Origin of the sequence: Peteryoungia desertarenae (assembly GCF_005860795.2) — a bacterium.
Classification (GTDB): Bacteria; Pseudomonadota; Alphaproteobacteria; order Rhizobiales; family Rhizobiaceae; genus Allorhizobium; species Allorhizobium desertarenae.
Genome location: NZ_CP058350.1, coordinates 17686 through 30097, shown reverse-complemented (window position 1 = coordinate 30097; position 12412 = coordinate 17686). Strand labels below are relative to the sequence as shown.

At 58.8% G+C, this 12412-nt stretch carries 12 protein-coding genes; 5 read left to right on the top strand and 7 right to left on the bottom strand.

The annotated features are described in order from the left end of the window. Window positions 1-19 precede the first annotated feature (19 nt). Entirely contained in the window at window positions 20-1858 is a 1839-nt protein-coding gene (locus FE840_RS00165) for a M3 family oligoendopeptidase (RefSeq protein WP_246318926.1), read from the bottom strand. A gap of 232 nt (window positions 1859-2090) precedes the next feature. Between FE840_RS00165 and FE840_RS00160 the strand changes: the two genes are divergently transcribed. The 3 genes from FE840_RS00160 (at window position 2091) to FE840_RS00150 (ending at window position 6513) form a co-directional block, all read left to right on the top strand. Next, the gene (locus FE840_RS00160) at window positions 2091-3638 is read left to right on the top strand and encodes a sigma-54-dependent transcriptional regulator (protein ID WP_138287917.1); all 1548 of its coding nucleotides are present in this window, start codon (window positions 2091-2093) and stop codon (window positions 3636-3638) included. Between the two features lie 345 nt (window positions 3639-3983). Further along, window positions 3984-5720 carry a peptidoglycan L,D-endopeptidase MepK gene (mepK, locus tag FE840_RS00155; RefSeq protein ID WP_246318804.1) on the top strand — a complete coding sequence of 579 codons (1737 nt, stop codon included), beginning with the start codon at window positions 3984-3986 and terminating at the stop codon, window positions 5718-5720. 154 nt (window positions 5721-5874) lie between these two features. After that, the gene (locus tag FE840_RS00150; protein ID WP_171033724.1) at window positions 5875-6513 is read left to right on the top strand and encodes a hypothetical protein; all 639 of its coding nucleotides are present in this window, start codon (window positions 5875-5877) and stop codon (window positions 6511-6513) included. 106 nt (window positions 6514-6619) lie between these two features. Here FE840_RS00150 and FE840_RS00145 read toward each other — a convergent pair whose 3' ends face one another. The 3 genes from FE840_RS00145 to FE840_RS00135 all read right to left on the bottom strand — a co-directional run bounded on the left by FE840_RS00145 (window position 6620) and on the right by FE840_RS00135 (window position 8100). Further along, window positions 6620-6886, bottom strand: coding sequence for a DUF2312 domain-containing protein (locus FE840_RS00145; RefSeq protein WP_138287914.1), 267 nt, complete (start codon window positions 6884-6886; stop codon window positions 6620-6622). 96 nt (window positions 6887-6982) lie between these two features. Beyond that, entirely contained in the window at window positions 6983-7288 is a 306-nt protein-coding gene (locus FE840_RS00140; protein WP_138287913.1) for a DUF1244 domain-containing protein, read from the bottom strand. Further along, window positions 7285-8100 carry an N-formylglutamate amidohydrolase gene (locus FE840_RS00135; RefSeq protein ID WP_138288020.1) on the bottom strand — a complete coding sequence of 272 codons (816 nt, stop codon included), beginning with the start codon at window positions 8098-8100 and terminating at the stop codon, window positions 7285-7287. Before FE840_RS00135 ends, FE840_RS00140 begins: the two co-directional genes overlap by 4 nt. 195 nt (window positions 8101-8295) lie before the next feature. On the opposite strand from FE840_RS00135, the gene FE840_RS00130 reads away from it, so the two are divergent. Both FE840_RS00130 and pyk read left to right on the top strand, forming a co-directional pair. Beyond that, window positions 8296-8802, top strand: coding sequence for a DUF1036 domain-containing protein (locus FE840_RS00130; protein WP_138287912.1), 507 nt, complete (start codon window positions 8296-8298; stop codon window positions 8800-8802). Next, entirely contained in the window at window positions 8802-10241 is a 1440-nt protein-coding gene (gene pyk / locus FE840_RS00125; protein ID WP_138287911.1) for a pyruvate kinase, read from the top strand. Before FE840_RS00130 ends, pyk begins: the two co-directional genes overlap by 1 nt. Before the next feature lie 138 nt (window positions 10242-10379). Here the strand turns inward: pyk and FE840_RS00120 are convergent, their stop codons facing one another. The 3 genes from FE840_RS00120 to ykgO form a co-directional block, all read right to left on the bottom strand. Further along, the gene (locus FE840_RS00120; protein WP_138288019.1) at window positions 10380-11384 is read right to left on the bottom strand and encodes an alpha/beta fold hydrolase; all 1005 of its coding nucleotides are present in this window, start codon (window positions 11382-11384) and stop codon (window positions 10380-10382) included. Window positions 11385-11475: 91 nt separating this feature from the next. After that, window positions 11476-12105, bottom strand: coding sequence for a tetratricopeptide repeat protein (locus FE840_RS00115; protein ID WP_138287910.1), 630 nt, complete (start codon window positions 12103-12105; stop codon window positions 11476-11478). 120 nt (window positions 12106-12225) lie between these two features. Next, the gene (ykgO, locus tag FE840_RS00110; RefSeq protein WP_006726873.1) at window positions 12226-12351 is read right to left on the bottom strand and encodes a type B 50S ribosomal protein L36; all 126 of its coding nucleotides are present in this window, start codon (window positions 12349-12351) and stop codon (window positions 12226-12228) included. Between the last annotated feature and the right edge of the window lie 61 nt (window positions 12352-12412).

Genomic DNA, 12412 nt, shown 5'->3' with positions numbered 1-12412 from the left:
ATGTCGGCGGCTCCGCTGTTCAGGCTGCCTTATCTAGCGCTTCCAACTCGTCGATCAGCCCCTCGATCATCGACAGACCCTTGGCCCAGAACGACGGATCGGTCGCATCAAGGCCGAAGGGGGCGAGAAGCTCGGAGTGGTGTTTCGTCCCGCCGGCCTTCAGAAGCGCGAAATACTTCTCCTGGAAGCCTTGGTCGGCGTTCTGGTAGACGGCATAAAGCGAGTTCACAAGGCAGTCGCCGAAGGCATAGGCATAGACATAGAAGGGCGAATGGATGAAGTGGGGGATATAGGCCCACCAGGTCTCGTAGCCCTCGGAGATCTTGATCGCCGGTCCGAGGCTTTCCGACTGGACCGAAAGCCAGAGTTCGCCGATCTGCTCGGCGGTCAGTTCTCCTTCCTTGCGAGCGGTGTGGATCTTGCGCTCGAACTGGTAGAAGGCGATCTGGCGGACCACCGTATTGATCATGTCCTCGACCTTCTGGGCGAGCATGGCCTTGCGCTCGCGTTTGTCGGTCGTCTTGTCGAGAAGGGCGCGGAAGGTCAGCATTTCGCCGAAGACGGAGGCGGTTTCGGCGAGCGTCAGCGGGGTCTGGCACATCAGCGCACCCTGGCCGCCGGCCAGCACCTGATGCACGCCGTGGCCGAGTTCATGGGCGAGCGTCATGACATCGCGCGGCTTGCCGAGATAGTTCACCAAGACATAGGGGTGCGCCGAGGGAACCGTCGGATGGGCAAAGGCGCCCGGCGCCTTGCCGGGCCGGGCCGGGGCATCGATCCAACCGCCATCGAAGAAGCGTCCTGCGATCTCCGCCATTTCAGGGGCAAAGCCGCCATAGGCTGACAGCACCATGTCCTTGGCTTCATCCCAGGAGATAAGACGGTCGGGTGTTTCAGCGAGCGGCGCATTGCGGTCCCAGAAATTCATCTGGTCCATGCCCAGCCACTTCGCCTTCATCTTGTAGTAGCGATGCGACAGGCGCGGATAGGCTTCGCGCACGGCTTCGGCTAGCGCATCGACCACTTCACGCTCCACCCTGTTGGCAAGGTGGCGACTGTCGGCGATGTCCTCGAAGCCGCGCCAGCGGTCGGAGATATCCTTGTCCTTGGCGAGCGTGTTGGTCACCAGCGTGAAGATGCGGATGTTGTCCTTGAAGGTCTTCGACAGGGCATCTGCGGCGAGCTTGCGCTTGGCGGGGTCTGCATCCTGCAACAGGGTGAGCGTCGGCTCGAGCGGCATCTCGTCGTCGCCCACCTTGAAGCGGAGTGCGGCAAGCGTTTCGTCGAACAGCCGGTTGAAGGCGGCGGAACCCGTCTGCGATTTTTCCAGGAAGAGCTGTTCGATGCGATCATCGAGCTGGAAAGGCTTGTCCTTGCGCAGATCGACAATCCAGGGGCGGAAGTGGGCGAGGGACGGATCGCGATCCATGGCGGCATCGACGGCGTCGTCGGACAGGCGGTTCAGTTCCAGCGGGAAGAAGAGAAGGCGCGACGACATGTCCGTCAACTTCGACTGTACGTCGCCAAAAAACTTCCCGTTCGCGGGGTCCGTCATGTTTGAGTAATAGGTGAGGCCTGCGAAAGAGACTATGCGGCCCAGCAAATCCTCCAGCGCTTCCATGTCGCGCAGGGCGGCGGCAAGACCGTCATCCCCACTCTTATCCACCGCGTCTGACAGCTTACCCTTCCAGCGGGTTTCAAATCTAAGCGCTTTCTCAGCTGCCTTTTTGAGATCGCCTTGAAAATCCGCCGACGTCGGTGACTGGTAGAGGTGTGCGAGATTCCAGACCGGCAGATCACCAAACTCTGAACCTGCTGTGACTTTGGCATCTGCTGGCGCGGCGTGGGTGATCTTCATTTCGATTGACATTGGCACAGTCCTTTCCCGGTTCCTTGAGCCGAGATGTAGTCAGTTGGCACAGGTACGGCAACCGCGTCCATGCGTACGCCTTTGTGGTTTGTCCCGTTCCAAGGCGGAAATGGTTAAAAAGCCCGCAAATTTTACAAGGAGATATTCAGCCGTGTCTGGCAGGCTTTTCGCATAGACCCAGGGGTGCCGCAGCACCGTATTTTGTCCGGGGGAGCTTGATTTGACCGCACATATTCTAGTTATCGACGAGGACCCGGCTCAGCGTCGCAATCTGAAGGCAATTGTCGAGGGGAGAGGATATGTCGCGCATGTCACGGACAATGCTGCCGAGGGCGTTGAGCTGCTGCGGCGCTATCGGGACGAAATCAATGCCGTTATTGTTGACGCGGCTGCGCCAGAAGGACTGCCGCCGCATCTGATTGGTGTCATCGCTGACATCAATCCCGCAATCCAGGTCATTGTCCAGGCTGCCGAAGGTGTGATGGACGAGGCCATCGCTGCCTTGCGTGCCGGTGCCTTCGAGTTTCTAGTCAAGCCATTCACGCCGGAGCGGCTGTCTTCTGCGATCATGTCGGCTCTCAAGGTCAATCAATCGAGCCAGCATGGTCGCCTGCCCAGGCGCTCGCGCACGAGCGCGGTCGGCTTCTCCGATCTCATCACCGCCAGTGCCTCCATGACCCGTGTGGTCGAGCTTGCAAGGCGCGCGGCTCAATCCACCATTCCCGTGATGCTGGAAGGCGAGCCGGGTGTCGGAAAGGAACTGGTGGCGCGGGCAATCCACGCGTCCAGCGAGAGAGCTTCCCGCCCCTTCGTGTCGCTGAACTGCGGAGCCACCGCTCACGGTCTGCTTGAGCCGGCGTTGTTCGGCCATGGTGGTGTAGAAAGCGGTCGTCCGACCGGGGTCGGCAAATTCATGGAGGCCGATGGTGGAACGCTTTTTCTGGAAGATATCAGTGAGATATCACTCGATGTTCAGGCGCGTCTCCTGAAAGTGGTTCAGAGCAGCGAGCTTGAAAACGGGCCAGGTCGTCGGCCAAGGCGCCTCAATGTCCGATTGATCCTGGCGACAAACAAGGATCTTATCGCCGAGGTGAAAGCCGGGCGTTTCCGCGAGGATCTGTATTACCGCTTGAATGTATTTCCCATAACCATGGCGGCCCTGCGGCGCCGGAAGGAAGACATTCCACATCTTGTCCGGGCCTTTGTCGAGCGTTTCGCCCATGAACAGCGTCTTGGCCGTACACCCCAGCTTGATCGTTCTGCCATGGCGCTTCTGACATCATTTGACTGGCCGGGAAATGTGCGCCAGTTGGAGAATGCCGTGTTTCGAGCGGTCGTTCTCTCGGATGGTGCCGTGCTGAAGGAAGCAGATTTTCCGCAGATCGTCGCCCAGCTTGCGGGCCCAAGGAAGGACGTTGTTTCCGGTGATGAGGTGGCATCCGGTTTCGATCCAGCTGCCGGAATGCGGATGAGCGCCTCAGTTGCCGAGCGATTGGCGGCGCTTCAACCGCAAGCCCAGACGTCAAGTCAGTCGCAGAACACCGAGGTCTCTGGGGCGCCTGCGAATGTGATCGTGAGTACCGACGAAGCCGGCAATGTGCGAAAGCTGGCGGAAATCGAGGAAGAACTCATTCGCTTCGCCCTCAAATTCTACCGGGGCCAGATGAGCCAGGTTGCACGCAAACTTGGTATTGGTCGCTCCACCCTGTACCGCAAGCTGAAGGACTATGGGATCGACCCCGACGATCCACAGAAAGATGCAGCTTGAAACACAGAATTCCTTTAAAGTCAGAAGCCTTGACCGAGGTCAATTGTCGCTGCACCTTCCGGGTGTTAACGTTGGGGTAAGCTTGATCGCTTACCTACAAAGGACACTTGTTAGGTAAACGTTCACTATATATGGATAGCAAGTCTAGGTGTGGCCTTTGTGCCATTCTATGACCGCATTTGACATCCATTCGTGTTTGGACGGGACGTAGTCTTTCGGACGGGGATTGAGTTGCATATTTCGCAGGACATAGGCGCGCCTACCAATCATATGCGGCGCTCAGACAAGATTGTGTGCCGTCGTCCTGCGGGCTCACTCTTCATTTCCTTCCTTTCTGTTTTGGTTTTGAGCGCTTTTGCTGTCTTCGGGGGAGCCGGTCAGGCCGCAGCGGAGACGCGTTCGCTGAAGATCCACTTCGTCCATACGGGCGAAAAGGTGAATGTCGTCTATAAACGCAACGGTCGTTACGATCCGAAGGGCCTTCGCCAGCTCAATAACGTCTTGCGGGACTGGCGTCGCAATGAGCCCACCAAGATGGATCCCCGGCTGTTTGATCTTCTTTGGGAAGTCTATCGCCAATCGGGTGCAACCAGCTACATCACTGCCGTATCGGGTTATCGTTCGCCGCAGACGAACAATATGCTGCGGTCGAGATCGAAAGGTGTTGCCAAGGAAAGCCAGCACACCAAAGGCACGGCAATCGATTTCTACATTCCCGGTGTCCCGCTCAAGCGCCTGCGCGAGATTGGCATGAAGCTCCAGGCCGGGGGGGTTGGCTATTATCCGCGATCTGGATCACCTTTCGTGCACATGGATGTCGGCGGTGTTCGCGCCTGGCCGCGCATGAGCCGCTCCGAACTGTCCCGGCTTTTCCCGGATGGTAAGACTGTCCATATCCCGGCAGATGGAAAGCCTCTTCCCGGATACCAGCAGGCTCTCGCCGAGTACAAGCAGCGTCTGCGTTCCGGGAACAATCCGATCATGATGGCTGACGATCAGAGCCCAAGACGGTCGACGAACCTGTTTGCCATGCTGTTCGGTGGTGGCGACGAGGATGAGGCGGAGGATCTGCCTATGCCGGAGGATCGTCCGGCGACCCGTCAACAGGCTCCGGCCGAGCCGGCACCGGTCGTTCGAGCCAGTGCCCCCACCATGGTCGCGACCGCACTTCCTGGCGTTGAGGGCGCAGACGCACCTGTCCCGCAAGCCCGACCGGCATTGCAGCCTGCCGATACCAGCCTTGCAGTTGCCCTTTATTCGCCTGCTAGAAATGCCGCGAGAGATGCGCTGTCTCAGGTCGCCTCAGGCGTGCCTGTTCCGGCACAGCCAGCGACAAACGAGTTTGCTGATCTTCAGGGCATGAATATTCCGGTTCCGACACTTCTTGGGCCACGTGGTCTTCCTGGTGACGCTGAAGCAGCGGATGTAATGACTGCGTCTGTCGATCCATCTGTTGGTCGTGCATTTATTGATGACAACCTGGCCGTTCCTGTGCCTTCGGTCCGTCCAACGGTAGCGGACGTGTTGCTCTCGGATGCGCAGGCTCGCGCCGAGGCTGAGGTCGACGAGGTCGAGCAGGCCATTCTGTCTCCGGCTGCGGCTGAAGCCCTGGAACTGAGCAATCGCGACCCCGCTTCCGAGCTGGCCGCGCCGTCACTCGCTACACCAACGGCTCGTCCGGCACAGGCAGAGCCGCCGCCGGTCCAAATTGCCTCCATTCCGCCACGTCCGGCTCCAGCCGCCAACCATGCCTATGTCAAGCCACAGGGACAGTTTGGCGACATGTTCGATCAGCCGGTTGCAGTCGAGGATGGCGTAGAAGCAGGGCTGCCCACCAAGGGCGGTCGTCCGAGTGCGCTTGAAGCAGAACAGGCGCGACTGGCAATGTATGGCGGTACGAGGCTTACCAAGAGCATGATTGCGCAATGGGCCCTCAGTCAGGAGCGCTCGGACAGCGTGAGCAAACCGGTCAAGGCGCCGCGTGTCGTTCAAAGGACGCTGGCGCAACCCGCTCCGGGGCTTGCCGTCGGCTTCAGCCAGGCTCCAAGCCGCGTCGATCCGGGTCGTTTCGGCAGTCCATAATTGTCGAATGAGCGCAGTAACTTCATTCCATATCCTGTGGGTTGCGCATATCGAAAATGTTCGATAAGCCTCTCTGATCTCGGCATGTGTTTCGAGTCGGCAGCCTGTTTCGAGCCATGATGGTTGGAGAAGCAGAGCGATAGGCTTTGCGATGTTGGTCGAAAACGAACTTGTTTCGGATATTGATAGTCAAAAATTCATTGATCCTGTTGAACAGACGGTCGCCCAGAAGACCGGCGCTATCATTGTTGAACTTTTCTGCACCCTGGAGGAGCTTGAGCATCGCATCCGCCTGCTGCTTGGCAGCATCAAGGTCGCGAACTGGAGTATGGTGCCAGACAGGATCGCCCTCTCCCGTGAGCAATATGAGGCATCGATCCGGGCCCGCAGCGCATCCCGACTTGCTGCAGGAGAAGATGCAGGTGCTGTAGAGCGCGAGACTGAAGCTGTCCTGACAGATGGTTGCTATCAGCGCTATCTGGCGCAGACAGAAGGCAGCAATGTCTACAAGGCGATACGGGTGGAAGCGGCCCGCCGCGAACTGGACGAGGGGATTCAGCGGTTCAACAACCTGACCGGCCAATCACTCGAAATCAATCGCAACGGACGTGGCGAGCTATCCCTCTCGGCCTTTCGTCTGTTATACAGTGATGGTTCACCGATGCTCGTTTACCCTGAAGACGGCAGTCTAGCGATCTATCGTCAGAACGGCGCTCTGCATTGTCGTTACGCCGGGCATAAGGCGCCACTGGTGGAATTGATCGGCAAGCGACAAACATCACATTCTTCCTGAATGCGTCAAAAGCCCCGCCTTAACGTAGGAACAGAACGAAAAACCCGCGATGGCCTCGGGTGCCGATCGCGGGTTTTCTGTCTTACCTGGCTCTGCTGCGAGGCTGTCATTCAGCGTCTGGAGGACCTTCGATCATGCCAAGGGCGGCGAGGTAGGTATCGAGGATCAGGTCCTCTTCCATGCGTTCCTGCTCGTCTTTCTTGCGCAGAGCGATGACCTTCTTGAGGATCTTTGTGTCAAAGCCCATGCCCTTGGCTTCGCCATAGACGTCCTTGATGTCGTCGGCGATCGTCTTCTTTTCTTCTTCGAGGCGCTCGATGCGCTCAACAAAGGCGCGGAGCTGGTCGCGGGCGACGCCGTGAGCATCTGACATTGGCAATCTCCTTGAGTCTGGGAAACAGTCGTTCGAGGTTGGCGCTCACGTGCCGCGAAGTGGCGCGCGCGTCAAGAGCCAAAGCGCTGCCCGAGGCTACTCCTTGGGCCGGTTTTCCTCGAAGGCTGCTTTCTTTGCATCGGTCGCTTCAACCTGATGCTTGGCCTTCCACTCTTCGTAGGGCATGCCATAGACGATTTCGCGGGATTGATCCTTGGTCATATCCACCCCGGCTTCCCTGGCCGCATCCAGATACCAGTTGGACAGGCAGTTGCGGCAGAAGCCGGCCAGATTCATCATGTCTATATTCTGGACATCGGTGCGGTTTCTTAAGTGCGACACCAAGCGCCGAAAAGCGGCTGCTTCAAGTTCCATCTGCTGTTTTTCGTCGGGCAGGCTCATGAAAGGCGCTCCTCGATTTCGTGCGGGTAGGGCCCCGTTCTTGATAGGTGGATCTGGTATTCGTGAAGGGCGGGATCGGCGTTCAGGTTCCGGAAAATCGGTTCCAGCCGATCGGCCCAAAGCCTGACACCAGCATCATCACCAATCAGATCCTGACGCACCTCCAGCAAGGCATGGGGTATCCCACGCGTCATGCAGTGGCGATACATCGTATCGCCCTTGAGTGCCCCATCATAGGGCTCATTGTCGCCGACCAGAATGTCGCCGGGTTCGCGCAGCCGAGAGATCAAGGGCTCCACCGCCCGATGGTCCGTGTCCCACAGAACCGCCGCATGCCAGGGTCGGGGGATGCCCTTCCAGGCGGGCGTATAGGAATGAAGCGACAGCACGAGGGGTGCCTTGCCACTTGCGGACGTCACCCTGGCGATCGTTTCATCAACGGCTGCATGATAAGGCCGGTGGAAGCTCTGGATCCTGTGCTGCCATTCCTCAGGCGTGATCGGATGGTTGCCGGGGATGATCGCACCATCGGAGATTCGCATGATGATGGTCGGGTCGTCTTCGCCGCGATTCGGATCGATCAACAGTCGAGAAAAGCCACCAAGCACGGCGGGTACACCCAGCCGCGCGGCCAGCAGACGCGTGAGCGGCTCAATGCCGATGTCGAAGGCGATGTGACGGCGAAAGGCGCTTTCGTCGAGACCCAGATCTCCGTAGCGCTGCGGCAGGCGGTTCATCGCATGGTCAGCGAGCAGCACCAGACCACTGTCATAATTGCCCGATATGATCTCGAAAGGAGAGAATTCTTGCATGTCGTTCAAGCTGTTCCTTGCCCGGAATGGGGCTAGACTGGGTTGATGACACGGGTGAAAAGTGAGTGCAAGCTTTCACCGGCGTCACGTTTGTGCCAAACTCCGGGTGGAAATTTCCAGCTCGCTCTAGGATGATAATATAATCGATTAGAGTTGCGTTGACATTCACTGGTCATCATCGCAAGAAGGCAATCAATGCACATTTACGGAGTTCCAGCGGCAGCCGTGCTGAACCAAGATTCAACATCCTGCAGTGGCGCAATTGCGCGTTTCCTCAAGCCGCTTGCGGTGGTCGGAGCGCTTTTTTCGTCCCTCGTGATCGTTGATGAAGCCCGTGCCGAATTTCGCGTCTGCAACGGCACCCAAAACCTCGCAGGCGTTGCGATTGGCTACAGAGCCGAAGAGGGTTGGATCACGGAGGGCTGGTGGCAGGTTCCTGCCGGCACCTGCGCCACCCTGATCGAGGGCGAACTCCAGTCGCGTTATTATTACCTCTATGCTGAAGATGCAGCCCGCGGCGGGCGCTGGACCGGTGACATCAACATGTGTGTCGCCGAAAACGAGTTCAAGATCGTTGGCGTCCAGGACTGCTTTGCCCGCGGCTATCAGCAAATGGGGTTCAAGGAATACGACACCGGTCGACAGGGAAGCTGGATGGTCCAGTTGTCCGATACGCCGGGCACCCAAGAAAGCCAGAATTGATGAAGCGCAATCGTAAAGTAAAGATCCTCGCCACTCTCGGTCCGGCCTCTTCCGACGAGGCGATGATCCGCAAATTGCATGAAGCCGGAGCGGACCTCTTCCGCATCAACATGAGCCATGCAAGCCACGATACGATGCGTACGCTCGTTACCCGGATCCGAAATGTCGAGGCTGCCTGTGGGCGCCCGATCGGTATTCTGGCAGACCTCCAGGGGCCGAAGCTGCGTGTCGGCAAGTTTGCCGATACCACGGTGGAACTTACACCCGGCCAGACCTTCACGCTCGACAATCAGGATACCGCCGGTGACACGAAGCGGGTCTATCTTCCGCATCCGGAAATCCTTGAAGCCGTGCGGCCGGGCGACCGCCTGCTGATTGATGACGGCAAGCTTCACCTGAAGGCGGAAAAGTGTGACGGGAAGAGCATCGTCTGCACGGTCGTTTCCGGAACGAAGATTTCCGACCGCAAGGGCGTGAGCCTTCCCGACACCATTCTTGCCACCGGCGTCTTGACCGACAAGGACCGGGCCGATCTCGATGCCGTGCTCGCTGTCAACGACGTCGACTGGGTGGCGCTTTCCTTCATCCAGCGTCCGGAAGACCTGGCGGAAGTCCGCAAGATTGCCAAGGGCCGAGTCGGCCTGATGTCAAAGATCGAAAAGCCGCAGGCCATTGAACGGATCGACGAGATTATTGCGCTTTCCGATGCGCTGATGGTCGCCCGTGGCGATCTGGGCGTCGAAATGCCGCTTGAGCGCGTTCCGGGCCTGCAGAAGCAGCTGATCCGTGCCTGCCGACGCGAGGGCAAGCCCGTCGTCGTGGCAACCCAGATGCTGGAATCGATGATCACGGCGCCGGTGCCGACCCGTGCGGAAGTCTCCGACGTTGCAACCGCCGTCTTTGAAGGCGCTGACGCCATCATGCTTTCGGCCGAATCCGCGTCTGGCCAGTATCCGGTCGAAGCGGTTGCGACGATGGCTTCGATTGCCGAGACTGTCGAACGTGAGCCGCATTATCCCGGCATCATCTATGCGCAACGGGCGCAGCCGGAAGCCACCGGTGCCGACGCCATTTCGCTTGCTGCCCGCCAGATCGCGGAGACGCTGCGTCTGCAAGCGATTGTCTGTTACACCTCCTCGGGCAATACCGGTCTTCGCGCTGCGCGTGAGCGTCCGGAAGTGCCGATCATTGCGCTGTCTCCCGTCATTCACACGGCACGTCGCCTCTCGGTGGTCTGGGGCTTGCATTGCGTCGTGTCAGCCGAACCGACCGATCTCGACGACATGGTCAACCGCGCCTGCCGGATCGTTGTCGAAGAAGGTTTCGGCAAGCCTGGCGACCGGATCATCATGTCGGCTGGCGTTCCGCTTGGCACGCCCGGATCGACCAACATGCTGCGCATCGCTTATATCGGCTCTGACGGGCAGAGCGGCGTCTGAGCTTCTCAAGTTTTTGACCTGAAACATATCCCGCTCGCGAACATCGTGGGCGGGATTGTTGTTTTTCGGATGCGGCGCGAGACAGAACGGCAAAGCGTCCATCGATGTTGGCCGCCGCCTCAGCCGACCCGTTGAATATCAGTCGGCGGTCCCGGCTTTCAGGCGCTGCTCCAGTTCCCTTGCCATCCTCTGCAGATCCCGATCCGCGCCTGCGATCTTCTCAATCGCCGCAATGACGATATTATTGGCCACATAATCCGGCTTGTGGCCGACGCCCTCGATCCAGATGAGCTCAGAGCCGCTGATGTCGCGGGCAAGGCCCTTCGAGTGGATCTCCTCCAGAACCACCGTGTCGCTGTCGCCGGTGATGATGACGGTGGGCGCGGCGATTTCCCGGTAACGGGGAGAGAAGCGTGTCACATAGTCATGAAGACCGGCAACATCGGTCGCGTTATGGCGGAAGGTCTTCGGACGCAATACGAGGGCAGGGCCGGTTTCGGCAAGATAGCCATCCGGTGTCTCGTTTGGCGCGAAGACATTGTCGATCGCCTGATTGATGCGTGTAAGCCCTGCCGGCAGGGCCAGAGTATGGCTGAAGATTGGTCCGATCACCGGGGCTGAGGCCACATGGTAGAACCAGTCAACGCCGCCCGGCCAGGGATGGGTGGCGGCGGCAAGGAAGATCAATCCCTCGACCTTGTCAGGATGCAGGACCGCGAAACTTGCAGTAATGGCCCCACCGAAGGAATGGCCGACAATAATGGCTTTCTCAATGCCTTTTTCTTGCATCAGGCGAGCGATGGCATTGGCCTGCCCGTCAGGCGTGTCGTTCTCTGCCCCGCCGCGGTCGGAATAACCATGGCCGGGCCGGTCAACAAAAAGCAGTTCGGCACGCCCTTCCAGCTTGCTCCTGAAGGCAAGTACCTGATCACGCAGATTGCCGGATGCGCCATGGATGAACACAATGGGCGGCAGGTCAGCGTCTGGGTTTGGCGGAAGATGAAGCGCATTCATCGCAAAGCCGCCGACATCCGTGCGGCTGCCAATATTGGGGAAATGCTGCTCAAGGCCTCTGGCCTTCATCTGCGAAAACACGGCGAGGAAAGCAAGCAGTGCGACCAGAAGCAGGATGGCGAAGAGCATGGCAAGCCCGAAGCGGGAGACAATCATGATGAAGCCGCAAAGCCTGCCGCAAGCGCCAGCAGCCAGCCTTTAAGGAAACGCATAGCAGCGTTCACGTGCGTGTCCCTGCAAGCTTCTCGGACAATGTGATGACAAATTCCTGCGCCTGACGATCGGCCGGGTAGATTTCCAGATAGCGTTCCCAGGCAGCCAGCGACGCCTCTTCCGCACCGCGATCGGCAAGAATGGCGGCAAAGCCGGCAAGGGCGCCGAAATGGCGCGGCTCCAGTTCCAGAACCTTCTCAATGTCGGCCACGGATTTCTGATAGTTACCCATGATGAAATGCAGTGTCGCGCGCTGGTTCCAGGCGCCGACGGCGTCGGGCCGAAGCACAATGGCCTGGTCAAGGAAGTCAAGGGCTGCGGCGTGCCGCTTTTCTTCGGTCGCTTTTTTCGCCCATTCCATCAGGAGATCAACCGTTGCGCTGCCGGACTCGTTCCAGCGCGCGGTGATCTGATTGGCGATCCTCTGGGCCTGGTGTGCCTGCCGCTCACGCTTGAGATCGGCCAGGAGGCTGTCAATTGTCGTTTCTTCTGCCGGACCGTCGATCACGATCTGTTCGATGCCCGGCTGCTCCGGCTGCGGCATCAGTTCGGGCTCCTGCGCATGGGATGGCGCACCGGCGAGAACAGCGGTGAAGGGAAGGGCGGCGAGAACGAGTCGCAAAGAAAAACGGCGCATGACGGGAAAGTAGTCCGTCTGCGCCGTCTTTCAAACTCAAATTTCCGAAATTTTCATGCCGACGGATCGGCATGATCATTCTGCAGAAGCAAGCTGGCACATGCGCACCAGCAGCAAGCCTTAGCCCTGGCGAGCCTTGAAGCGCGGGTTCTGCTTGTTGATGATGTAGATGCGGCCCTTGCGGCGAACCAGACGGTTGTCGCGATGACGGGCCTTGAGCGCTTTCAGCGAGTTCTTGATCTTCATTTTTCTGGTCCACAACGATTGCCGGGGAATGGTCATTCACCCGCTGTTCTTAAACATTCAA

Coding starts and splice junctions, on each gene's coding strand:
- FE840_RS00165 (WP_246318926.1), bottom strand. CDS start 1,858: ATGAAGATCACCCACGCCGCGCCAGCAGATGCCAAAGTCACAGCAGGT.
- FE840_RS00145 (WP_138287914.1), bottom strand. CDS start 6,886: ATGTCAGATGCTCACGGCGTCGCCCGCGACCAGCTCCGCGCCTTTGTT.
- FE840_RS00140 (WP_138287913.1), bottom strand. CDS start 7,288: ATGAGCCTGCCCGACGAAAAACAGCAGATGGAACTTGAAGCAGCCGCT.
- FE840_RS00135 (WP_138288020.1), bottom strand. CDS start 8,100: ATGCAAGAATTCTCTCCTTTCGAGATCATATCGGGCAATTATGACAGT.
- FE840_RS00130 (WP_138287912.1), top strand. CDS start 8,296: ATGCACATTTACGGAGTTCCAGCGGCAGCCGTGCTGAACCAAGATTCA.
- pyk (WP_138287911.1), top strand. CDS start 8,802: ATGAAGCGCAATCGTAAAGTAAAGATCCTCGCCACTCTCGGTCCGGCC.
- FE840_RS00120 (WP_138288019.1), bottom strand. CDS start 11,384: ATGCTCTTCGCCATCCTGCTTCTGGTCGCACTGCTTGCTTTCCTCGCC.
- FE840_RS00115 (WP_138287910.1), bottom strand. CDS start 12,105: ATGCGCCGTTTTTCTTTGCGACTCGTTCTCGCCGCCCTTCCCTTCACC.
- ykgO (WP_006726873.1), bottom strand. CDS start 12,351: ATGAAGATCAAGAACTCGCTGAAAGCGCTCAAGGCCCGTCATCGCGAC.